Origin of the sequence: Streptomyces sp. NPDC048277, assembly GCF_040652235.1 — a bacterium.
Lineage (GTDB): Bacteria > Actinomycetota > Actinomycetes > Streptomycetales > Streptomycetaceae > Streptomyces.
Genome location: NZ_JBEZLQ010000030.1, coordinates 119,596 through 141,814 on the forward strand (window position 1 = coordinate 119,596; position 22,219 = coordinate 141,814).

The window sequence follows — 22,219 nt, forward strand, 5'->3', positions numbered from 1 at the left end:
CGGTCCGGTGGAACGCCGACCGTCAGGTGAGTACACGAATCGGCGTTCCGGCGCTCCATGCGGCGATGTCCTCGACCGCGTCCCGGTAGAACACCTCGTACAGGTCCCGGCTCACGTATCCGATGTGCGGGGTGAGCACGGTGTTCGGCAGAGAACGCAGAGGGTGATCGACCGGCAGCGGTTCACGGTCGAAGACGTCCAGTGCCGCGGAAGCGATCCTCTTTTCGGTCAGCGCCGCGATCAGCGCCGCCTCGTCCACCACGGGTCCACGCGAGGTGTTCACCAAAATCGCCGTCGATTTCATGAGACCCAGTTCGCGCCGGCCGACCAGGCCCCGCGTGCGCCCGCTGAGTACGACGTGAATGCTCAGCACATCGGAGCGGCCGAACAATTCGTCCTGCGCAACGTATTCCGCCCCTTTCTTCGCCGCGTCCGCAGGCGTCAGATTCTGGCTCCAGGCGATGGTCCGCATTCCGAAAGCACGCCCGATGTCCGCGACCGCCGTGCCCAGCCGGCCGAGGCCCAGCACCCCCAGAGTGGAGCCCCGCAGGCTCGTCCCCAGGCCCTGCTGCCAGCCGCCCCGGCGCACGGAGTCCACCTGCTGCGGAATCAGCCGTGCGGCGGAAAGGATGAGTCCCCAGGTGAGTTCGACCGTCGGATAAGAGAAATACCCGGTACCGCAGACGGTGACATCCGATCGGCGTGCGGCGTCCAGGTCGATCGCGGCGTTGACCGGCCCGGTGGTGACGAGCAGCTTCAGCCGCGGCAATCCGCTCAGGGTCGAGGACGGGAAACGCGTCCGCTCCCGCATGGCCACCAGAACGTCGTATTCGGCGAGGGCCGCGACGGCCTCCTCTTCGTTCTCGAAGGAATCGGTGAAGACATCCACCTCGGCCTGGAGCGAGTCCCAGTCGGCCAGGCTGAGCGCCACGCTCTGATAGTCGTCCAGGACGGCGATCCTCATACGGATTCCTCTCGCTGTCGGCCAGCAGGTGTTCCTGGTACTGGCAGTCCTATGAAGACAGGTCTACTGCCTATTCGAATATTCTGTCTGCACAGTGGTCGCATGACACCAACAGGAACATCCGGGTTTCCTGCCGTGGGCTGGATCGGGCTGGGTGACCAGGGTCTGCCCATGGCGAAGGCCGTCGCCCGGACAGGCCGCCCCCTGCACGCGTGGGCCCGCCGCCCTGTTTCCCTGGACGGCCTGAGCGGTGTGCCGCATGTGCGCCACGACGGCATCACGGATCTGGCCGCGGTGAGTGACATCGTCGCCCTGTGCGTCGGTACCGATGACGATGTCCTGCGGCTGGCCGGGCAGCTGCTGCGGGGGCTGCGTCCGGGGTCGGTCGTCGTCAATCACGGCACCGGCCTGCCCAGCACCGCTGTGCGGCTCACCGGGATGTGCGCCGCGGCCGGTGTCGAGGTCCTGGACGCCCCGGTCAGCGGTGGCCGTCCGGCCGCCGAGGAACGCCGGCTGACCACCATGGTCGGCGGACCGCGGCCGGTCGCCGAGCGGTGCGAGCCGGTGTTCGCCGCGTTCTCCCGGCACGTCCTGCATCTCGGCGACGCGGGGGCCGGGCAGCTGGCCAAGCTGTTCAACAACGCGCTGCTGATGATGAACCAGGCGGCCATCGAGGAGATCGTCGGCCTGGCCGCCCAGCTGGGGTTGGACCCGGTCCGACTGGTCGAGGTGCTGAAACTGGGCAGTGCCTCCAGCGCCGCCCTGACCCTGCTGAACACCATGGTCACGCCCGACACCGTCCGGCATCTCTCCGGTGTCGAGGCCCTGGACATGGAGCTGTTCGACCAGGCCATGAGCGAGGCGGGCATCGACGCCGCCGCCGTCACCGCACGGGGCCTCACCGGCGCCCGCGGGCTGCCCGGCCTGGTGGGCCGGCTCAATCCGTGAACAGCGGGCCGCGTCGGCCGTCCACGCGATGGACCGTACGAGACCGTCCGCCCCGCTGCCGGGGCGATCTTCCCCACTCCGCACCAACCCCACTGCCGGCCGCTTTGCCCGGCAGCCGAAAGGAACAGCAGCCATGAGCACCCTCGCACTGGTCACCGGCGCCACCTCCGGCATCGGCAGGGCATTCGCCGAGCGGTTCGCCGCCGACGGCCACGACCTGATCGTCGTCGGCCGACGGCAGGAGCGGCTCGACGAGTTCGCCGCCGCCCACCCCGAGGTCGAGGTCCGATCCGTGGCCGCCGACCTCTCCACCGACGAAGGCATCGACACCGTCGCGCGGATCTGCGCGACCGAACCGCTGGACCTGCTGGTGAACAACGCGGGCGTCGCCCACTACATGCCATTGGCCGACCTGCCCGCCGACAAGGCCCGCGAACTGGTCAACGTCAAGGTCCTCGCCCCCACCCAGCTCATGCGCGCCGCCGTCGGCGGCATGCAGCGGCGCGGCCGGGGCGCCATCGTCAACGTCGCCGGCATGATCGCCTTCAGCGGCCCGGCGCCCAGCTCGGTGATGCCCCGCCGGGCCGTCTACGCCGGCAGCCTCGCCCACCTGGTCGCCATGTCCCAGACCCTCAGCGCCGAGCTGGAGGGCACCGGCGTCCAGGTCATGGTCGTCTGCCCGGGCGTGGTGGCGACCGAGTTCCACGAGCGCCAGGGCATGGACCTGAGCGCCGTGCCGCGCATGAGCGCCGAGGACGTCGTCACCGCCGGCCTGCGCGGCCTGCAGCTCGGCGAAGTCGTCTGCGCCCCCGGCGTCGAGGACGCCGCCCTCCTCGACAGCGTCTTCGCAGCCGACCTGGCGGCCTTCGGCGGCCAGAACCCCGCACTGGCCACCCGCTACCGGGCCGGCTGACCCACCACCCCGTTCAGCCCACAGCCGCTGCCGCCGCACTGAAACAGCGGGGCGACCTCGTCGACCGGACGCCTCGGCCTTCAGGACCGTGCAGGTCGAGGGGCGCCGGCGCGTGGATGTCCGCGCGGTGTGGCCGGTTTGGCGTGTGCGACGCTCCACGGCGACGGAACCATGCGCTGCCGGGACCGTACTGACTTTATGCTCATGCCAAGCCGCGCGGCCCCAGGGGCCGGACGCGTCGGCTTCTCATGTCGTCACCGTCGGTACAGGGGACTCCTTGCGTACACGATTCGCCGTGCTCGGCCCCGTCAGGGCCTGGCGCGGCGACACGGAACTGGTGCTGGGACCGCCCAAGGAGCGCGCACTCCTCGCGCTGCTGCTGACCGGGGCGGGGCATCCGGTCGCCGTCCACGACCTAGTCGACGCGCTCTGGGGACAGGACCCGCCGGACACCGCCGTGAACGTCGTCCAGCGGCACATCGGAGCGCTGCGCCGGTTGCTCGAACCCGGTCTTCCGGCCAGGGGCGAGTCCCGCTGGCTGGTGCGCGGCTCGGGCGGCTACCGCCTCGACGTGGACGCCGACTCCCTCGACCTGCTCCGCTTCCGGGCCCTGCGGCGCCACGCGGACCAGGCGGCGCGGAACGGACAACCGGCCGCCGCCACCGAGCTGTTGATGGAGGCACTGGAGCTGTGGCGCGGGCCCGCGGCCTCCGGGATCGCGGCCGAGGTGCGGTCCCACCCGTCCTTCACCGCCCTCGACGACGAGCACCTGGCCGCCGTCAAGGAGGCCGCCGAACTGGCCCTGGAAGCAGGCGGAGGTCTCGGCGCCCGGGTCCTGGTGACCCTCCGGCAGGCCGCGGCCCAGCACCCGCTGGACGAGGGGTTGCAGGCCAGACTGATCCTGGTGCTCGCCGCCACCGGACACCAGGCGGAGGCGCTGGACGTCCACCGGACCGTACGCACCCGGCTCGCCGACGAGTTGGGCGTCCAGCCGGGCCCCGAACTCCAGGCCGCCCATCAGCGTGTCCTCGGCCGTGCCCACACCCGGTCCACGGGTACCGGGCCGGCCGAGCCCGCCGAAGGCGCGGAGGGAGCGGCCGAAGCCGTGGCGGCCCGGCCGGCCGTCGCCACCGTGCGCCCCGCCCAACTGCCCGTGGACCTCGCCGCGTTCACCGGACGGCGCAGCGAACTCGCCCGCGTCCGGGCCCTGCTGCCCACCACCGACGAACCACCGTCGACGGTGGTGATCAGCGCCATCGGCGGCATGGCCGGCGTCGGCAAGACCACCCTGGCCGTGCACTGGGCGCACAGTGTCGCCGGCCGTTTCCCCGACGGACAGCTTTACGTCAATCTCCGCGGCTTCCACCCCAGCGGCTCGATCATGAGCGCCGCGGAGGCGATACGGTCCTTCCTCGACGCGTTCGGCGTCCCCGCGCAGCGCATCCCCGCCGGTCTGGACGCGCAGGCCGCGCTCTACCGCAGCCTCCTCGCCGACCGGCGCGTCCTCATCGTCCTCGACAACGCGCGGGACACCGAGCACGTCCGCCCCCTGCTGCCCGGCGCGCCCGGCTGCATGGTCGTCGTCACCAGCCGCAACCAGCTCTACGGCCTGGTGGCCGGCGAGGGCGCGCACTTCCTGAGCCTGGACGTGCTCAGCGACGCGGACGCGCGGGAGTTCCTGTCCCGCCGGCTCGGCGCCGATCGCGTCGCCCGCGAACCCGAAGCCGTCGCGGAGATCATCGCCCTGTGCGGACGCCTCCCCCTGGCGCTGGCCATCGTCAGCGCCCGCGCGGTCGTCAACCCGACGTTCCCGCTCGCGTCCGTCGCCGAAGAACTCCGTGACAGCGAGGACAGCCTCGACGCCTTCTCCGGAGAAGCCCCCGTCGCGGACGCGCGCAGCGCGTTCTCCTGGTCGTACCGGCTGCTCACCCCCGCCGCCGCCCGCGTCTTCCGGCTGCTCGCCCTGAACCCGGGCCCCGACTGCTCCCTCGCCGCCGTAGCCAGCCTCGCCGGACAACGGGTCGGCCACGTACGGCCGCTGCTCACGGAGTTGGTCCGCGCCCATCTGCTCGCCGAGCCCGTGCCCGGCCGCTACGGCTGCCACGAACTGCTGCGCGCCTACGCCGGTGAACTGGGCCGGGTCCAGGACGGCGCGCAGGACCTGGACGCGGCCCGGCGCCGGCTGCTCGACCACTACCTGCACACCGCGCACACGGCCGACAGCGTCATAGCGCCCACCCGTGAACGCCTCCGACTGCGGCCCCACGCGGCCGGGGTGACCGTCCCACGCCTGCCCGACCAGGCCGCAGCGAACGACTGGCTGGAGACGAACCGGTCCGTGGTGCTCGCCGCCATCGAGCAGGACGCGCGGCACGGCAGCGGTGAGCACAGCTGGCAGCTGGCCGCGACCCTGGACCTGTACCTGGACCGGGCCGGCCGCTGGCAGGAACAACTCTCCGCGCAGGCAACGGCGTTGGGGGCGGCCCAGCGGCTGGGCGACATCCGGGGCCAGGCACACGGTCACAAGGCGCTCGGGTTCGCGAGCGGTCGCCTGGACCGGTGGGAGGAGGCCGAGGCGCACCTCGCGCGCGCCCTCGAACTGTTCGGCGAGACCGGCGACGCGGTCGGCCAGGGCCGGGTCCACCGCCACCTCGCCTACCTGGCCAACCGGCGTGGACGGCACGAAGAGGCCCTCGGCCACTACGCCGACGCGAGCACCCTCTACCGTACGGCCGGATGGCCGAGCGGCGAGGCGTACGTCGCCAACGAGGTGGGGTGGACGTACATCCTGATGGGCGCGTACGAAGACGCCCTCAAGGAGTGCGCCCGGGCGCTGGCGGTCCACCAGGAGTCCGGCGACCGCAACGGCGCGGCCTCCGCCTGGGACAGCCTCGGCTACGCCCATCACCACCTGCACGAACACGACCATGCGCTCGAATGCTACGAGCATGCCCTGCGGCTGTACCGGGAGAGCCGCGAGCGCTACCTGGAGGCCGACACCCTGGTGCACATCGGCGACACCCACCGCGCGGCCCGCCACGACACCCGGGCCGCGCTCGCCTGGCGCCAGGCACTCGAGATCCTCGAGGAGATCGACCACCCGGAAGCCGCGGACGTCCGCGTGCGACTGAACGGCCTCAGAGCACCCGATCCAGCGGATCGTCAGTAAACCGTCAGAGTTCCGGAAGCGGGCCCTGCCTACGCTCCCCGCTCCGCTCCAACCGGAGCGGGAGGTGCGTACGCCGATCCCGTCAGGAACTCGAAGATGACCACGACCACCCACGCGCGCCCCGCGTCGGCCGCGCGCCGCGACCAGTTGCTGCACACCATGGTGTCCGACCACGCGAAGGCGCTGCTCGCCTACGCAGAGAAGCTGCTGAACGACCGTCACACGGCCGAGGACATCGTCCAGGAGACCCTCATCCGCGCCTGGCCGCACGCGGAACGCCTCTACAGCACGGAGGGATCGGTGCGGGGCTGGCTCCTCAAGGTCACCCGCAACCTCGTCGTCGACCGGATGCGCAGCGCCGCCGCCCGTCACGAGACCATCGGCGCCGACGACCGGGACGTCCCGCTGCCCGACCACTCCGGCGCCGTGCTGGCCTCGGTCGAGGCGACGGACCTGCTGCGGCAGCTGTCCCCCGAGCACCGGGAGGTGCTGCTGCACACCTACCTGTGCGGCCGGACCGCGCAGGAGACGGCGGCCTTCCTCGGCATACCGGCCGGCACCGTCAAGTCCCGCCGGCACTACGCCCTCAACACCCTGCGGGCCAAGGCCGGTGAGGATCTCAGGCCGGAACGGTGAGCCGGACATCCAGCACCGGGATGTCGACATGGCCCTCGGTGTCGGTGCGCCAGCGCCAGTGGGCGCCGTTCGCCTCGCCGTACACCAGCCCGGTCCAGCCCGCGCCGCCCGGTCCGCACAGGGCGGCCAGCTCGGCCGCCTCCGGCCCGCCCGGTGTGCCGGCCACCACGACCAGCCCCCGCACCGGCCTGCGCGACGCACCGGCGCGCACCGTCCCCCGCCCCTCGGCAGGCGCCGCCGGGGCCGGGGCGTCGACCCGGGGAAGCTGCCGCAGACCCGCCGGCACGGCGACCGGCAGGGCGCCGTCCGCCCCGCGCAGCACGGCCACCGGAGTGTCCGGCCGGGTCCGCGCGATCTCCGCCAGCAGATTCTGTACGACATCCCGCGCCACCGCCCGGTCCCCGCTCACGCTGAGCACACCGTCCAGCCGGCTGAGGTCCACGAACACCGGCTCGCCGTCGGCGTCCGTGCCCGCCCGCACCAGACAGGCCGCGCCGATCGACGCCTGGGACGTGACACCGGCCTCCTCGCCGCGGCTCAGCCAGCCGGTGGCGGCGGCCGGGCGGCGCCACCGGGTGCCGTCGAGGTTCGTCCACGGGGCGTCGGCCGTGTCGGAGGCCGCCAGCCACACGGTCACCCCCGCGTTGTCGACGCGCAGCGCGTGCACCGGGCGCTCCGGCTGCTGCCGGGTGGCCGCGAACTCGCCGAGGGCGCCGTAGGCCTGTCGTACCGAGTCCGCGTCGGTGGCGAACCGGCGGCCCGTCGCCTGACGCTGCATCAGCCGACGCCTGCGCCGCATCGGTTCGCCGAGCGCGTGCACCGCGCGCCGGACGGCGGCGTACGCGATCCGCACCTTGCGCCTGCCGACGATTCCGGCGGTGATCAGCGCGAGCAGGATCGTGCCGAGCACCGCGACGGCCGCGGCCAGCGGAAAGGTGAACTCCGTGGACGTCTGCCGGCCGGACGCCGGGGGAGCGGAGGTGGCGCCGCCCTGGCTCCCGGTGTCCCGGGCCAGTTGGACCTCGGGTCCCGAGGCGTCCTGCGGCAGCCGCAGGATCCAGCCGGGGTGCAGCTGATCGGCGGGGCTGTCCAGGGCCCCGCCGTCCTTCTGCGCCTGACCTCGGTTGAGGTCGAAGATCTCACCGGACCGCGACGCGTCGCCCAGCGTCGAAACGGCGATCGACTGCAGCGTGGCGAGCTGCCCGCCCGTCTGCGCCGGGTCCGGGACCACGAACACCTTGATCAGATCGTCGTCGGGGGCCGCGTGCGCGGAGGCGGCCCCGCCCAGCGCCACGAGGCACGCCGCCAGCAGCGCCACCAGGGCGCGCAGGAGTGTCCGTACGGCGGGGGTTGCCGGCCCGTGCCCGGACCCGCGGTCCGTGCTGCTGCTCATCGTGTCCACCCATGCCCTCTCTGGTTCCGTTGCACCGACTACACGGAGCCGCGCGGTGAAAACGTTCGAAGCGGACTCCGGCTCCGACCACGAGTCCGATTCCCGGGCCGGCTCCGGGTCGGACTCGGTTTGAACCCTCCGTGACACCGACCTCGTGTACCTGCCGAACAGCACTCACAGGAACCGGACCGGGGGATCCCAATGGCGCGTCGGCACGCGAGTCCCGAGGACTTCCAGCTCGTCGGCATGGACTCGGACCCGACCCCCGGCGACCCCGACCTGATCCAGGGTGTGATGCGGCGGTACCGGGACATCGGGGACGCCGCGGAGAAGGCACTGAACGTCCTGAAGAAGGACGGCACCATCACGCAGGGCCGTGGTTCGGCGATGGACCAGCTGAAGGAGAAGATCGGCGACGATCTCCCCGACAAGCTGACCAAGACCATGACCTCGTACCACGACGCGGCCCAGGCCTACAGCGACTACATGCCGCAGCTGCGCGAGGCGCAGGACACCTTCGACCGGGCGGTGGACCAGGCACGGGCCGCGGCGCCGCGGGCGAACCAGGCGCCCAAGGAACTCGGTGCCAATCCGACGGACCAGGAGAAGTCCGCGGCACGCAGCACCCAGGACGCCATCGACGCCGGCAAGTCCGAGCTGAGCGCGGCCAGGAGCCTGGCCGAACAGGCCAGATCGATGCGGGAGAGCGCGCAGCGCCAGTGCGCCGACGTACTGGACCGTGCCGCGCAGGAAGCGATTCCGGAGCGGAACATCTTCCAGAAGATCGCCGACTTCTTCAAGGACTTCCCGTTCGTCCAGATCCTGCTGGCCGCGCTCGTCGCCGTCGTGGCGGTGTTCTTCCCGGTGGTGGGTGCGCTGCTGGGGGGCGCGCTGTTCGTCTTCAACCAAGTGATAGCCAGTCAGACCGGCGGTATCAAAGCCGGTGACTTCATCGTGGGCCTGCTCGGGATCGTCCCCGGCGGCTCCCTGCTCAAGTTCGGCGGCAGGGCGGTCGAGGCGATCGCTCCGGCCGCCGTGGCCGCCGTGAAGAACTCCGGCTTCATCGCCAGGAGCACCACCTCGATCACCAAGATCGGGGAGTCCGTCACCAACAGCAAGATCGTGAGTGGTGTCCTCGCCCACCCCGTCGGCAAGGTGGGCGCGGAGATCACCGGCAACTTCCTGAAGAACTCGGCCCTGGAAGCGGGCGCCAAGGCGGCCAACCACGACCAGATCACGGCCGCGGGCGTGTTCGCGGGGGCCGCGGCCGGGGCGGTGGCCGGAGCCGCCTTCAAGGGAGGCATCGGCAGGATCGGAAAGAACCGCGGGAACCCGCCGGTCGAGGAGGGCAAGGGCGGCCGGTTCGGCGACACGACGGCGCCCGCGGCCGGGGACACCGTGGGCAAGCGGGCCGCGGACCAGGTCGGAGGCTTCGTCGAGGAAGGCGCCACGCTGGGCACCAAGATCGGCGTGGGTATCGCCCAGGGCGGTGATCCCAACGAGGTCGCGGCGGGGGAGATCGCCAACTCCGCGCCGAAGCTGGGCGCCGGACCGGTCGGCAAGGCGGGCCTCGGACGCTCGCTCGACGGCCTCACCGGCAAGATCCCCATCAAGGGCAGCCCCAGGCCGTCGACCGCCCCGGCGCACACCCCGCCCGCCGCGCCGGATCCCGGGCATACGCCGGTTGGGGCGCAGCCGTCGGGGCCGGATGCTGGGCATACGCCGGTTGGGGCGCAGCCGTCGGGGCCGGATGCTGGGCATACGCCGGTTGGGGCGCAGCCGTCGGGGTCGGATGCTGGGCATACGCCGGTTGGGGCGCAGCCGTCGGGGTCGGACTCTGGGCACACACCGGCCGGGGCGCAGCCCTCCGCGCCGGACCCCGGGCACACGCCCGTCGGCGCCCACCCGGCTCCGTCGGATCCGGCGGCTCCGACGGGTTCGCGGCCGTCCAGCCCGGCTCCGGCGGATCCGGCGAGTGTGCCGGTTCCGGAGTCTCCGACCGGTGCGCGGCCGTCCGCTCCGGCTCCGGCGGATCCCCTGAGTGTGCCGCTGCCGCCCTCCCCGACGACCGCGCACCCGTCGTCACCGAACTCCGGCGACCCGACGCCGCCCTCGCCCACCACCCCGGACAGCGGCTCCTCCCCGGCGCGCCCGACGCTCCCGCCCATCGACACGTCCGGCTCGCAGTCGAACGCCGGCAGCGAGTCGCCGTCCCCGGCCCCGTCCTCGTCCTCGTCCTCGTCCGGCGACGGGTTCGTCACCGCGCCGACGAGCCCCGTGGACAGTCAGGGCACCGGCGGCGGCTGAGACCGCCGCCGGGCCGTCCGCACACCCAGTCCTCCGTCCCCGACCGGGACGGATCGCACCGACAACCAGCAAGGAGTACTCCCATGCCCAACTACGCCGTCAACTCCGACACCACCTCGTCCACTTCGCAGGCCCTGCTCAACGATTTCTCCCAGCTCCAGGACAAGCTCAACGAGGTCCGGGGCAAGATCACCAACCTGCTCGCCGACGGCTACAGCACGCCGGCCGCCCAGCAGAAGTTCCAGCCGTTCTTCGACGAGTTCGCCAAGGGCTTCGAGCAGGTCAACCAGGGTCTCCAGGGCATCGGCCAGTACGTGAAGTCCGTCGGCGAGGCCTTCGACCAGACCGACAGCCAGCTCGGCTCCAACCTCTCCTGACCCACCGGCCCGGCTCGCCGCCACGGCGGGCGGTGCCGCAGCCACCTCCACACGAGAAGGACGATGAGCAGTGCGATTGACCGTCAGCGTGCGTGACCCTGAGGTCGAGGGGGTGTCCGCCACCGTCGCCGTGGAAACCGAACCGTCCGCGCAGACGGGCAGGTTCGCGGCCGAGCTGGCACGGGCCGTCGGGTACGGCGGGGCGGCCGCGGGGGAGCCGCCCCTCTACATCGGCTCGACCCCCGTCGACCCGCACACCACCCTCCAGGGCGCCGGGGTGCGGGACGGCATGGACCTCGGACTCGGCGCTCCCCTCCCGAGGGAGCCCGAGCCCGAGGGCCGCACCGAGGTCCGGCTGGTGTCGGGCCCGGGCGCCGGAACCGTCTTCCGGCTGGTCCCCGGCGACTACGACATCGGCAGCGGCCCCCTGTGCCGTATCCGCCTCGCGGACGGCGCCCCGCCGCTCGCGGCCCGGGTCCGGGTCCGCCTCGACGGCGGTGCCGAACTCCTCATGGCGGACGGGGCGTTGGTCGACGGCAAGCCCGCACAGGGCCCCGCCCCCTGGCGGGAGGGCAGCCAGCTCGCCGTCGGCGACATCCTGCTGGAGCTGACCTCACGCCCGACCGCCCGCGCCCCGCTGACCCCGGCCCAGGACGGTCTCGGCCTGGAGTTCAACCGGCCGCCGAGGTTCCTGCCGCCCGCCGCGGGCGCCAAGTTCCGGCTGCCGGCTCCGCCGGTCAAGCCGGACAAGCGCCCCATCCCGCTGCTGCCGATCCTCCTCCTGCCCGCGGGCAGCGCGGCGATCGCCATCTTCGTCACCCACCGCTGGTCCTTCGTCTTCATCGCCCTGCTCTCCCCGATCGCCGCCCTGGTCACCCAGTTCGGCGGCCGCAAGCAGGCGATGCTCAAGTACCTGGAGAAGAAGGCGGAGTACGACAGGACGCTGGCCCGCGTCCGCGCGGACATCGACGCGGCCGTGCTGGAGGAACAGCACAACCTGCGCCTGTCCCTGCCCGACCCGGCCACGCTCCTCCAGATGGCGGCCCAGCCCTCGGAACGGCTGTGGGAACGCCGTTGGCAGGACCCCGACTTCCTCTCCGTACGGGTCGGCACCACCGACCTGCCCTCGTCCGTCGGCGTCGACGACCCGGAACAGGACGAGCACCGGCGCAGCACCGTGCCCTGGCTGAACCAGGTGCCGGTCGCCGTGGCGCTGCGCCGGGCCGGCGTCGCGGGCGTCGCGGGCCCGGGTGCCACCCGGCTCGCCGGCTGGCTGACCGCACAGGCCGCCGCCCTGCACAGCCCCGCCGACCTGCGGATCGTCGTCCTCGCCGGACCGGACGGCGAACCCGACTGGTCCTGGACCCGCTGGCTGCCCCACACCCAGGCCCAGGGCGAGGACGCCTACGCCCTGATCGGCAGCACCGCCGAGTCCCTGGCCCGGCGCATCGGCGAACTCGGCCAGCTCGTCGCCTCCCGTATGGCCGCCGGACCCGACGTCACCCGCGGCGGGGCGAACGGCTACCCCGACGTCCTGGTCGTCCTGGAACAGGCCCGCAGGGCCCGCTCGCTGCCCGGTGTGATCGCACTCCTGCGGGACGGCCCGTCCGTGGGCGTCCACACCGTCTGCATCGACCGCGAGGAGCGGCTGCTGCCCGAGGAGTGCGGCGCCGTCGTCGTCACGGAACCGGGCGCCGGCACCTCCCGGGTGCGCACCGGCTCCGGCGCCGCGCTGGAGAACGTGCGCAGCGATTCGCCGGAGCCCGACTGGTACGAGCACTTCGCCCGCGCGCTCGCCCCGCTGCGCGGTGTCGGCGACAGCGACGAGAGCGCGCTGCCCGGAGCCGTACGCCTGCTGGACCTGCTGGGCATCGAGCCGCCCACCGCGGAGGCCGTGGTGGCGGGCTGGTCGCTGGGCGGGCGCAGTACCCGGGCGCTGCTCGGCGTCGGATACGACGGTGACTTCGCCGTCGACCTGGTCCGCGACGGACCGCACGCGCTGATCGCCGGCACCACCGGCTCCGGCAAGTCCGAGCTGTTGCAGACCCTGGTCGCCACCCTCGCCGTGGTCAACCGGCCCGACGAGATGACGTTCGTGCTCGTCGACTACAAGGGCGGCAGCGCCTTCGCCGAGTGCGCCGACCTGCCGCACACCGTCGGCCTGGTCACCGACCTCGACACCCGGCTCGTGGAGCGGGCACTGGTCTCCCTCGGCGCCGAACTGCGGCGTCGCGAGACCCAGTTGGCGCAGTCCGGCGCCAAGGACATCGAGGACTACCTCGACAAGCGGGCCCGCGGCGGCGACGTGCTGCCCCCGCTGCCCCGACTGCTGCTGGTCATCGACGAGTTCGCGTCCATGGCCCGCGAACTGCCCGAGTTCATCTCCGGGTTGGTGAACATCGCTCAGCGCGGCCGCTCGCTCGGCATCCACCTGGTCCTGGCGACCCAGCGTCCCGGCGGGGCCGTCACCCCGGACATCCGCGCCAACACCAACCTGCGGATCGCGCTGCGCACCACCGACACCAGCGAGAGCCGCGACATCATCGACGCCCCCGACTCCGGGGACATCTCCCCGGCCAACCCCGGCCGCGCCTACGCCCGGCTCGGACCGTCGGCCCTGCTGCCCTTCCAGTCGGGACGGGTCGGCGGCCGTCGCCCCGGCGGCCAGGCCGCCGAGGGGACCGAGGTGGCCGTCCGCGCGGAACCGGTGACCTGGCAGAACCTCGGCGGCCCGCTGCCGGCCGCCCGCTCCCGGGGCGGCTCGGGCGGGGCGCAGACGGAGGCCGTCACCGACCTCGCGGTCCTCGCGGGTGCCGTCGCGCAGGCGGCCCGGCTCGCCGACGTACCGCGCCAGCCCAGCCCCTGGCTGCCGCCGCTGCCCGACCTGCTGCCGTGGACACCGCCGCCCGCGCCCAAGCCCGCCGCCGAACGGGAGGCGGCCCTGCCCGCCGTCGAGTACGGCATGGTCGACCTGCCCGCCCAGCAGACCCGCGTCCCCCTGGTCCTCGACCTCGACCGGGCCGGCCATCTGCACATCGTCGGCTCGCCCCGCAGCGGCCGGTCCCAGACCCTGCGCACCCTGGCCGCCGCCCTCGGCCAGGCCCACGGCGCCGACGACGTCCACCTGTACGGCATCGACTGCGGCAACGGCGCCCTCAACGCCCTGACCGCGCTGCCGCACTGCGGCGCCGTCGTCGACCGCAACCAGATCGAGCGCCTCGGACGGCTCCTGGACCGCCTCGGCGCCGAACTCACCGCCCGCCAGAGCATCCTGGGCGCCCGCGGCACGGCCGACCTGACCGAACTGCGCCGGGCCCAGCCCGCGGAGGAACGGCTCGCCCACATCGTGCTGATGGTCGACCGGTTCGAGGTCTTCGAGCGCGAGTTCACCGCGTACGACAACGGCAGCTACCTGGAACGCATGATCCGGCTGCTGCGCGACGGAGCGGGCGTCGGCATCCATGTCGTCCTCGCCGGCGACCGGGTGCTCGGCAGCAGCCGGTTCTCCGGCACCACCGAGGACAAGATCGTCCTCAGGCTCAACGACCGCCAGGACTACTCCAGCGTCGGCATCCCCACCAAGTCCGCCCCGACCGACCCCGCGCCGGGGCGCGGCATCCGCACCCAGGACCTCAGCGAGGCCCAGATCGCGGTGCTCGGCGAGGACCTCTCCGGCACCGCGCAGGCCGAGGTCCTGGTCACCCTGGGCCAGGAGCTGACCGAACGCGAGTCCGCGGTCCCCGCCGCCCGCCGCCCGATCCGCCTCGACGTCCTCCCCGACCGGATCGCCTACGCCGACGCGCTCGCCCTGCACACCCACGGCGGGCCGATGCGGCCGCTGGTCGCCGTCGGCGGGGACACCCTCACCTCGCTCGGCCCCGACCTGGCGGACGTACCGACCTTCGTGGTCGCCGGGCCGCCGCGCACCGGCCGCAGCACCGCCCTGCTCATCGCGGCGGAGTCGCTCCTTGCCGCCGGCACCGGTCTCATCGTGCTGGCGCCCCGCCGCTCACCGCTGCGGCAGCTGCGGGGACGGCCCGGCGTCGCCGTCGTCATCACCGACGCCGAGGTGCCCGCCCAGGAGTTCCGGCAGGCGCTGGGCAATGTGCCCGAGGAGAACGGTGTGATCGTCGTGGACGACGCCGAACTGTTCATGGGCGCCGAGATCGACCCCGACCTCGCGCTGCTCGCCCGCGGCGGCGCCGGCACCGGCTGGGGCGTCCTCGCGGCCGGCAACGCCGAGTCGCTGGCGCTCAGCCTGGCCGGCTGGATGGGCCAGGTGAAGAGGAACCGCACCGGCATGCTGCTCTCCCCGCAGGGGCTGAGCGACGGCGAGGTCATCGGCGTGAAGTTGAGCCGGGGCGTCGTCGGACGGGCCCCGCAGCCGGGCCGGGGCCTGCTGCACCTGGGCGACGGAACGCTGCGGGCGGTCCAGGTGCCGTTCCTCGAAGCGGAGCTCTGAAGCCCGGAGGCGCGTCCCCCCTCCCCTCAGGGGGCGCGCCTCCCTCCGCCCCGCGGGCCCGTGACGACGGCGGTCCCGCGGAGCCGCGAAGGGCGGCCGGACCGTGGGGGCCCGGCCGCCCTTCGCCATCCCGTGCGGCGCGTGGATCAGGCGGCGACGCCGTCGCCCCCGCCGCCGTTCGGGGAGACCTGGACACCGTCCTCCGTCACGAAGCGGAAGGTGCTGGTGATGGCGTCGAAGAGGTCGTACACCTCGCCCTTGAGCGGCAGGTTGGGGCTGGCGAGGGTGACCACGAGGAAGTCCTCGGTACTGCCCGGCACCGGCATCATCGTGTGCATCGTCAGCAGCTTGACGTCGATGTCCCCGGTCAGCCGGGTCACCTCGGTGCCGGTGACGCGGGCCACCGTCCCCACATGGGGCACGTTCGCCGACGCGATGACCCGGTCCCTGGGCGCCACCCCGGTCGCCGAGGAGACCCCGAGCCGGGCTGACAGCACGGGCAGGGTGAGCTCCTCGCCCTCGGGCGTGCTGACCGCGAAGACCATCCCGTAGGCCATGAACAGGCCCTCGGTGTACATCGTCGCCGTGCCCGCGGCCAGCAGCGCCCCGTACCGGCGGGCCGCCCGGGTCACCTCCCGGCCCTGCCGGAACATGTCGTTGATCCGCGCCTTCTCACGCGGGTCGTCGGTCGCGGCGAGCGCCTGGGCGCGGGTCCTGGCCAGTTCCTCGCCGCTCAGGTCCACCTGCTGCCACTGGTCCGGGATGTCCAGCAGAAATCGTTGTGCAGTGCTCATCGGTCAGCCGTCGCCTTCAGAGGAGAGGTGGGGGAGAGGTCGGGGAAGTCGGGGGATTCACCGGGGGAGTTCACCGGCCGCTGCCGTCGTCGAGGTTGGCCACCGCGTCCCGGTCGGTCTTCTCGAAGGAGTCCAGGATGGTGCCGATGGCGTCCCGGATGCCCTGTACCTGCTTCTGCAGCTGGTGCTTGCCGTCCTCCCACTTGTTCTCGAAGTTCTGTGCGGAGCCGTGGGAGAGCTCGGGCCCGAACGCGGCATCGAAGTCGAACGTGTGGTGTCCGATGTCGATGAAGTCGTGCACGAAGCCCAGCATGTCCTGGGCCTCCTTGAGTTCGCTCCCGGGGATGTTGACGTCCGACGCCACTGCGGGCCCCCGTTCCTGTGCGGTGAGGATTCGTCTCTGCGGGAAACACGACGTGGCAGGCCGAAAACGTTCACCGCCGCGGACGCGTCCACCGCTCCCGTCCGGCGGTGAACCCTTCCGGGCGCCTGTCTCGTGTTGCAGGCATGACCTCGCTCCTCACCCGGCCGCTGTTCCACGGCGGTGCCGCACGCCGTGCCGTCGTCGCATCCCTTCTCGCCCTGTGCGGTGCGGCGAGCCTGTCGGGCTGCGGCAAGACGATCTCCATCGGCGACAGCTCGCCCCCGGCCACCTCGCCGTCCCCGTCCGCCGCCTCGTCGTCCCCGTCGGCCGGCACGTCGGCCCCGGCCGCGGGCAACTCGGCGCTCCAGGTGGTCGACTCCACCGCGCAGGACGCCGGACTCAACGGCAACGGCGGCACCGTGGTCGGGGCGGCGGTGCAGGAGGCGCCGCCCAAGTGGGTGCAGTTGTCCGCGGTGACCTCCGCCCCGCTGTCCGCGGCGCACCTCATCAACATCAACCAGGCGGCGCTGTACCGCTTCGACGACGACACCGCCGCCCCGTCGCAGTCGGCCTGCACCGGCGCCTGCGCGGTGAAGTGGCCGCCCGTGACCGTCCAGGAGGGCGGCAACGTCTACCTGGCGGGCGTGAACCCGAAGCAGGTCGGAGCCATCCGCCGCCCGGACGGCCAGGTCCAGATCACCGTCGGCGGATGGCCCGTCTACCGCTTCTCGGGCGACGGCAAGCCGGGCGACCTCAACGGCCAGGGCCTGGACGGCAAGTGGTTCGCGGTCGGCCCGACCGGGGAGAAGGCGACACAGTAGCGGGCGGACCGCCCGTCCGCCGCGACGGACGGGCCGAGCGGGTGAGACGGCCCGCCGCCGCGCACGGCAGTGGCCGCTACAGCCCGCGCCAGACGTTGTCGAAGGCGGCGTCCTCGATCTCCCGGCGCTGCCGTACCGCGGCGAGCTCCGTCACGGCGTCGTTCACGGCGGCCACCACCGTCACGGTCGCGTCGGAGACGACGGCGGCGAGATCCTTGGGCGCCTCGCCCTTGATCTCCACGGCTGCCGCGAGCGCGCCGAGCACGGGTTCGCCCGATGCCCAGCGCTCGTGCGCCCGGGCCCGTTCGGGCGAGTCGGCCAGCTCCGTGCGCTCGGTCGGCAGCGGCAGCCAGCGCCGGCGCTGCCGGGCGACCGTCCCGTCCGCCTCCAGTACGGCGAGGTAGGCGGCGGACAGACCGCGCCCCCGACGCCACAGCCAGTCCTCGACGGACTCGTACGGCGCCGCACGCTTCAGCGCCGCGACCGCCTCGTCGAGGAGCCGGTCACCCGTCGTGCCCGCGGGAGTGGGCACGACGAGTTCGTCGTCGAGGGCGACGGCCCCGGCGTCCAGGAGGTCGATCAGCTCGGCTCCCGCGAGCGCCAGCGACAGGTCGCCCTGTTCGACGGGCCGGGCGGCGGCGTCGTACACGGTGACGATGAACAGGTCCCGCGGTGTGGTCATGTCGGACTCCCCAACAGAGATGACGACGGAGGCATCAGAGGCAACAGTGACGTGGACGAAGACGATGCCCGTGACGGGCGCCCCGCAGTCTCTCGTCCTTCACCCGCACTGGTCACCTCTCGTGCCCATGCCGTACCACCACCATGTGCCGCGACACGCCGTCTGTCGTGTGCGGCGCCGCGGCGGACAGGGCCTACCGGTGGTGCGGGGACGTCAGGTAGTGCTGCCGGATCAGCTCCTTGCCGTAGTCGTTGCCGTTGGGCGTGCGGATGATCGAGTGGACGTGCATCTGGGTGGGGACGCCCTCGGTGCCGCCGTACGCGCCGCGCAGCGGGCCGGGTGCCTGGCAGTCGACCTCGACCCAGACGACGGGGCTGTGCACCCGGACGTAGAACGCGTCGTCCGCACCCGTGCCACCGGCCCAGGTCACGTACGTGTCGTCGAGATGCGCCCGCACCTCGGCCATCCGCACCTTCGCCACATCGGCTTTGGCCCGGTCGACGAACGCCTCCACGATGCCGAGGAGCTTCTGCTTCTGAGCGCGGGTGAGGGCGTTGCCGCGGATGCCCTCGTACGCCTGGACCGCGTTGTCGGAGAAGGCGCCCGCCTTCATCGACTCGCTGGTCTTGGTGGCCGAGACGATCGCGACCGACTGCTGGTCCGCGGAGAGCGAGTTGACGAAGGCGAGGCTCGCGAGCACCTCCTCGTGGCAGACGGTGACCGTCTCGCCGTCGATCTCCATGGAGGTCGGTTCGGAGCCCCAGAAGCAGGGGCTCATGACGACCTGGTCACCGAGGACGAAGTAGTTGATGACGCAGTGGTGGCCGTCGAACTGGAAGCCCCAGGGCTCGGTGGCGGACGGGGTGCCCATGAGGGTCCAGTAGTAGGCGTCCTCGTTGAACGAGGTGGTGTTGCCGATCGCCTCGCCGGCCGCCTGGTTGATCTTCCGGATCTTCTCCGTGGTCTCCAGGCCGTCCGCGCTCAGCGCGGACTTGAGCAGGGCCGTGCCCAGGTCCTTCTGCGTGTCGCTGAGGTCCGCGAGCGACACGCCCTGCCGGCTGTAGGAGTCGATGTTGCTCCACAGCCGCCACTCGGTGGAGTGGACCGTGAACCGGGTCGCGGTCTTCTGGGTGTCGGTCAGACCGTCCAGGAACGCGTTCGCGGCGGTGATGACCGGCGCGGTGTCCACCCTGGTGGAGTGGATCGTGAACAGGTCGTCGATCCGCCTGCCGTCCGTCGTCAGACCGAAGAACTCCTCCGTCAGCGACTGGTTGCCCGGACCACCGGCGCCCCCGCCCGGGCCGCCGCTCGGCGCGGCGCTGGGGGAGGGGGAAGGGCTGGCCGACGCGTCGGCCGTACCCGTGCCGTCGTCGGCGAGCGCCGTCCAGGTCCCGGCGCTGCCCATCGTCACCAGGGCGGTGGCCCCGGACGCGAAGAACACCTTGCGCATGAAGTTACGGCGACTCGCCTCGGGGTGCTCCGGTCCCTGCACCGGGCCGTCACCGGTGTCGATCTCGGGCATGCGGCTCCCTTCGTCATGGGCGCGTCCCTCGTGGACGGCCACGGGACGACCAGCCTGGTGCGCCCAACTGAGGCTGCGCTGAAGGGAGTTGCTCAGGAGAGTCCTGAGAGCGTCGGTGACCTGGGGTTATGTGAGGACGCTGAGGATTCAGGAAAGCTTCAGGGGAATCTGGGCGGCGCTGTCGGCGAGCGGCAGCGTGACGGTGAACTCGGTGCCGCCGGGCGCGCTGTCCACCTCGACGCGGCCGCCGTGCGCCTGGGTGATCGCGGCCGCGATGGCAAGGCCGAGCCCCGCCCCGCCCTCGGTGCCGGGGGCGCGGGAACGGGAGGCGTCACCCCGGGTGAAGCGTTCGAAGACCGTCGGCAGGAGGTCGCCCGGTATGCCCGGGCCGTCGTCGTGCACGCGGATCGCGCAGTGGCCGTCCGCCGCTTCCACCGTGACGGTGATACGCGTCCCGGCGGGCGTGTGGACCCGCGCGTTGGCCAGCAGGTTGGCCACCACCTGGTGCAGCCGGGACGGGTCGCCGGCGACCATGGCGGGCGCGTCGAGGCGCAGCACCAGCTGCCAGTGGTGGTCGGAGCCGGCCGCCCGCGCGTCCCACACCGCGTCCCCGACCAGGGTCGCCAGGTTCACCTCGGCGGACTCCAGCGGTCTGCCCTCTTCGAGGCGGGCGAGCAGCAGCAGGTCCTCGACCAGTCCCGTCATCCGCGCCGACTGGGCGGAGACGCGCTGCCAGGCCAGCTCCGGTTCGATCTTCTGGGTGCCCACGCCCATCAGCATCAGCTCGGCGTACCCGGCGATCGAGGCGAGCGGGGTGCGCAGTTCGTGGCTGGCGTCGGCGAGGAAGCGCCGCATGTGCTCCTCGGTGCGCTGGCGTTCGGAGAGGGACCACTCCACGTGGTCGATCAGCCGGTTGAGGGCGGCACCGACCTGGCCGACCTCCGTACCGGGATCGGTGTCCGAGGCCGGGACCCGGGTGAGCCCGCTGACCTCGCCCCGGTCGAGCGGCGCCCGGGAGACCTCGACGGCGGTGGTGGCGACCCGCCGGAGCGGCCGCAGCTGACGCCGGACCGCCACGGCCGACACCGAACCCGCCAGGACCAGCCCGACCCCGGCGATGCCGGCCTCGACCGCCACCAGGGAGTCGATCATGTGCAGGACGTTGGAGACGGGCAGCCCGGCCAGCATGGCGGTGCCGTCCTCGGTGACGGCCGTCAGCCGGTAGGTTCCCAGGCCCGGGATCGTCCGGGTGTGCAGGGTCCCGTCCGCCGGGATGCCGCCGAGGGCGGCGCGCTGAGCGGCGGTGAGGGTGCGCGGGCCGTCGTCGGTGACCACCTCGGCCGTGGCGATGGTGTCCCCGTCCATCAGGGCGGCCAGGGTGCCGGTGTGCTGGCCCCGCTCGTTGAGGAAGCCGAGGCTGGCACCGGGCGGCCCGTGCTCCCGGCCGCCCTGGCTGTGCTCGGCGGCGTCGGTCACCCGCTGGTCCAGGTCGCTCATCAGATAGACACGCTGGACGGTCACGGTGGCGAGGGCCATCGCCGCGCAGACGGCGGCCAGGGTGAGGGAGTGGACGAGGACCATCCGGGCCCGCAGCGAACGCCCGTGGAGACGGTCCAGAGCCCGCCGGAGGGCCGTCATGCCTCGTCGTCCGCCGGTCTGATCACGTATCCGGCGCCGCGCACGGTGTGGATCATCGGCCGGCGCTCCTTGTCGATCTTCGCGCGCAGGCCGTAGACGTACACCTCCACCAGGTTTCCGCCGCCGTCGAACGAGCTGTTCCACACGTGATCGAGGATCTGTGTCTTGCTGAGCACCTGCCGGGGGTGGCTCATCAGGAACCGCAGCAGGTCGAACTCCTTCGCGGTGAGCGAGATCGGGGTGCCGCCCCGGCGCACCTCGCGGGTCTTCTCGCCGAGCACCAGGTCGCCGAGCACCCGCACCCCCTCGTCCTCGACCACGTCCCCGGCTCCGGAGCGGCGCAGCAGCCCGCGCAGCCGGAGCATCACCTCTTCCAGGGAGAACGGCTTGGTGACGTAGTCGTCGGCGCCCGAGGACAGCCCGTCCAGCCGGTACTCCACCGCGTCCCGGGCGGTCAGCATGAGCACGGGCATCCGGGCGTTCTCGTACCGCAGCCGGCGCAGCACCTGGATCCCGTCCAGGTCCGGCAGCATGCCGTCCAGGACGACGGCGTGGGGGCCGCACTTGCGGGCGGTGCGCAGGGCGCCGTACCCGTCCTGCGCCACGAACGGCTGCCAGCCCGCCGCGGTGACCGCCACCGACAGCAGCTCGGTCAGCTCGGGTTCGTCGTCGACGATCAGCACACGGATCGCGCCCGCAGCCGGTGTGGGGGTGTCAGACATGCCCCGATGCTCTCCCGGCGGCCTGTCCGCGAGCTGTGGAACGACCGCCCCCGAGCCCCCTTCGAGACGCCTCCGGAGGCCCTGAAAGCGTGACGCCACCCATAGGAGCCAGATCACATCCTATCCGGCGTCGTAGGAACAGAACGCCCCGAACAGGATGTAAATCCCTATAAAGGTGCTATTTCGGGCATTGCTCCTAAGTTGGGTAGTACGTCACATCATTGCGCCCCGCGCCGTCCGCCGCTAACCATTGCTGTCGTCGCCGGGAGACAGGCGATGGACCGAACGGGATCACCCGCCAGGTCCCCCCGCTCCCGCTCGCAACGTGCGGCCCGCACCACATGGCCGCCGACCGCAGCCGACACGACGATGTCCCCCACCGGAGGTTTCCTTTCGCATGACCATGAACACTCGCACCCGCATCGCCCGCCTGCGCACCATCGGCCTCACCGGTCTCGCCACCACCGGCGCCGCGGCCGCCGCCCTCACCCTGATGCCGGCGAACGC

The 22,219-nt window shown here is 72.6% G+C and carries 16 protein-coding genes; 8 read left to right on the forward strand and 8 right to left on the reverse strand.

From position 1 onward, the window contains the following. Positions 1 to 22: 22 nt before the first annotated feature. Positions 23 to 964, reverse strand: a complete 942-nt coding sequence (locus AB0D85_RS43410) for a D-2-hydroxyacid dehydrogenase family protein (protein ID WP_362333811.1) — start codon at positions 962 to 964, stop codon at positions 23 to 25. A 102-nt stretch (positions 965 to 1,066) separates the two neighbouring features. On the opposite strand from AB0D85_RS43410, the gene AB0D85_RS43415 reads away from it, so the two are divergent. From AB0D85_RS43415 to AB0D85_RS43430, 4 genes are all read left to right on the forward strand, one after another. Next, positions 1,067 to 1,912 (forward strand): NAD(P)-dependent oxidoreductase, encoded by an 846-nt coding sequence (locus tag AB0D85_RS43415; protein ID WP_362333814.1) that lies wholly within the window; start codon positions 1,067 to 1,069, stop codon positions 1,910 to 1,912. 133 nt (positions 1,913 to 2,045) lie between these two features. Next, positions 2,046 to 2,825, forward strand: coding sequence for an SDR family NAD(P)-dependent oxidoreductase (locus AB0D85_RS43420; RefSeq protein ID WP_362333817.1), 780 nt, complete (start codon positions 2,046 to 2,048; stop codon positions 2,823 to 2,825). Between the two features lie 277 nt (positions 2,826 to 3,102). Next, positions 3,103 to 5,994, forward strand: a complete 2,892-nt coding sequence (locus AB0D85_RS43425) for a BTAD domain-containing putative transcriptional regulator (protein WP_362333820.1) — start codon at positions 3,103 to 3,105, stop codon at positions 5,992 to 5,994. Between the two features lie 96 nt (positions 5,995 to 6,090). Further along, positions 6,091 to 6,630, forward strand: a complete 540-nt coding sequence (locus AB0D85_RS43430; RefSeq protein ID WP_362333823.1) for a sigma-70 family RNA polymerase sigma factor — start codon at positions 6,091 to 6,093, stop codon at positions 6,628 to 6,630. Here AB0D85_RS43430 and AB0D85_RS43435 read toward each other — a convergent pair. Then, positions 6,614 to 8,023: a hypothetical protein gene (locus tag AB0D85_RS43435; RefSeq protein ID WP_362333826.1), complete on the reverse strand. Its 1,410-nt coding sequence runs from the start codon at positions 8,021 to 8,023 to the stop codon at positions 6,614 to 6,616. The genes AB0D85_RS43430 and AB0D85_RS43435 overlap by 17 nt on opposite strands. 201 nt (positions 8,024 to 8,224) lie before the next feature. Here AB0D85_RS43435 and AB0D85_RS43440 point away from each other — a divergent pair, with 201 nt between their 5' ends. The 3 genes from AB0D85_RS43440 (at position 8,225) to AB0D85_RS43450 (ending at position 15,169) form a co-directional block, all read left to right on the forward strand. Beyond that, the gene (locus tag AB0D85_RS43440) at positions 8,225 to 10,330 is read left to right on the forward strand and encodes a putative T7SS-secreted protein (RefSeq protein ID WP_362333829.1); all 2,106 of its coding nucleotides are present in this window, start codon (positions 8,225 to 8,227) and stop codon (positions 10,328 to 10,330) included. Between the two features lie 83 nt (positions 10,331 to 10,413). Next, positions 10,414 to 10,707 (forward strand): WXG100 family type VII secretion target, encoded by a 294-nt coding sequence (locus tag AB0D85_RS43445; protein WP_242777669.1) that lies wholly within the window; start codon positions 10,414 to 10,416, stop codon positions 10,705 to 10,707. An 88-nt stretch (positions 10,708 to 10,795) separates the two neighbouring features. Next, on the forward strand, positions 10,796 to 15,169 hold the full coding sequence (locus tag AB0D85_RS43450) for an FtsK/SpoIIIE domain-containing protein (RefSeq protein WP_362333833.1): 4,374 nt from the start codon (positions 10,796 to 10,798) through the stop codon (positions 15,167 to 15,169). Between the two features lie 146 nt (positions 15,170 to 15,315). Here the strand turns inward: AB0D85_RS43450 and AB0D85_RS43455 are convergent, their stop codons facing one another. Next, positions 15,316 to 15,963, reverse strand: a complete 648-nt coding sequence (locus AB0D85_RS43455; RefSeq protein ID WP_362333836.1) for a hypothetical protein — start codon at positions 15,961 to 15,963, stop codon at positions 15,316 to 15,318. 70 nt (positions 15,964 to 16,033) lie between these two features. Next, positions 16,034 to 16,327, reverse strand: a complete 294-nt coding sequence (locus AB0D85_RS43460; RefSeq protein ID WP_362333839.1) for a hypothetical protein — start codon at positions 16,325 to 16,327, stop codon at positions 16,034 to 16,036. Positions 16,328 to 16,470: 143 nt separating this feature from the next. Here AB0D85_RS43460 and AB0D85_RS43465 point away from each other — a divergent pair, with 143 nt between their 5' ends. Then, positions 16,471 to 17,148, forward strand: a complete 678-nt coding sequence (locus AB0D85_RS43465) for a hypothetical protein (protein WP_362333842.1) — start codon at positions 16,471 to 16,473, stop codon at positions 17,146 to 17,148. 76 nt (positions 17,149 to 17,224) lie between these two features. Here AB0D85_RS43465 and AB0D85_RS43470 read toward each other — a convergent pair whose 3' ends face one another. From AB0D85_RS43470 to AB0D85_RS43485, 4 genes are all read right to left on the reverse strand, one after another. After that, on the reverse strand, positions 17,225 to 17,830 hold the full coding sequence (locus AB0D85_RS43470; RefSeq protein ID WP_362333844.1) for a GPP34 family phosphoprotein: 606 nt from the start codon (positions 17,828 to 17,830) through the stop codon (positions 17,225 to 17,227). Positions 17,831 to 18,023: 193 nt separating this feature from the next. Then, on the reverse strand, positions 18,024 to 19,352 hold the full coding sequence (locus AB0D85_RS43475) for a DUF3500 domain-containing protein (protein ID WP_362333847.1): 1,329 nt from the start codon (positions 19,350 to 19,352) through the stop codon (positions 18,024 to 18,026). A 147-nt stretch (positions 19,353 to 19,499) separates the two neighbouring features. Beyond that, positions 19,500 to 20,990 (reverse strand): ATP-binding protein, encoded by a 1,491-nt coding sequence (locus AB0D85_RS43480; RefSeq protein ID WP_362333850.1) that lies wholly within the window; start codon positions 20,988 to 20,990, stop codon positions 19,500 to 19,502. Beyond that, positions 20,987 to 21,712, reverse strand: a complete 726-nt coding sequence (locus AB0D85_RS43485) for a response regulator transcription factor (protein ID WP_362333853.1) — start codon at positions 21,710 to 21,712, stop codon at positions 20,987 to 20,989. Before AB0D85_RS43485 ends, AB0D85_RS43480 begins: the two co-directional genes overlap by 4 nt. Between the last annotated feature and the right edge of the window lie 507 nt (positions 21,713 to 22,219).

Excerpts from the sequence above, each read along its gene's own strand:
- AB0D85_RS43445 (WP_242777669.1), top strand. The coding sequence starts at position 10,414 with ATGCCCAACTACGCCGTCAACTCCGACACCACCTCGTCCACTTCGCAG.
- AB0D85_RS43475 (WP_362333847.1), bottom strand. The coding sequence starts at position 19,352 with ATGCCCGAGATCGACACCGGTGACGGCCCGGTGCAGGGACCGGAGCAC.
- AB0D85_RS43485 (WP_362333853.1), bottom strand. The coding sequence starts at position 21,712 with ATGTCTGACACCCCCACACCGGCTGCGGGCGCGATCCGTGTGCTGATC.
- AB0D85_RS43430 (WP_362333823.1), top strand. The coding sequence starts at position 6,091 with ATGACCACGACCACCCACGCGCGCCCCGCGTCGGCCGCGCGCCGCGAC.
- AB0D85_RS43415 (WP_362333814.1), top strand. The coding sequence starts at position 1,067 with ATGACACCAACAGGAACATCCGGGTTTCCTGCCGTGGGCTGGATCGGG.
- AB0D85_RS43470 (WP_362333844.1), bottom strand. The coding sequence starts at position 17,830 with ATGACCACACCGCGGGACCTGTTCATCGTCACCGTGTACGACGCCGCC.
- AB0D85_RS43465 (WP_362333842.1), top strand. The coding sequence starts at position 16,471 with ATGACCTCGCTCCTCACCCGGCCGCTGTTCCACGGCGGTGCCGCACGC.
- AB0D85_RS43435 (WP_362333826.1), bottom strand. The coding sequence starts at position 8,023 with ATGAGCAGCAGCACGGACCGCGGGTCCGGGCACGGGCCGGCAACCCCC.
- AB0D85_RS43420 (WP_362333817.1), top strand. The coding sequence starts at position 2,046 with ATGAGCACCCTCGCACTGGTCACCGGCGCCACCTCCGGCATCGGCAGG.
- AB0D85_RS43455 (WP_362333836.1), bottom strand. The coding sequence starts at position 15,963 with ATGAGCACTGCACAACGATTTCTGCTGGACATCCCGGACCAGTGGCAG.
- AB0D85_RS43410 (WP_362333811.1), bottom strand. The coding sequence starts at position 964 with ATGAGGATCGCCGTCCTGGACGACTATCAGAGCGTGGCGCTCAGCCTG.
- AB0D85_RS43440 (WP_362333829.1), top strand. The coding sequence starts at position 8,225 with ATGGCGCGTCGGCACGCGAGTCCCGAGGACTTCCAGCTCGTCGGCATG.
- AB0D85_RS43480 (WP_362333850.1), bottom strand. The coding sequence starts at position 20,990 with ATGACGGCCCTCCGGCGGGCTCTGGACCGTCTCCACGGGCGTTCGCTG.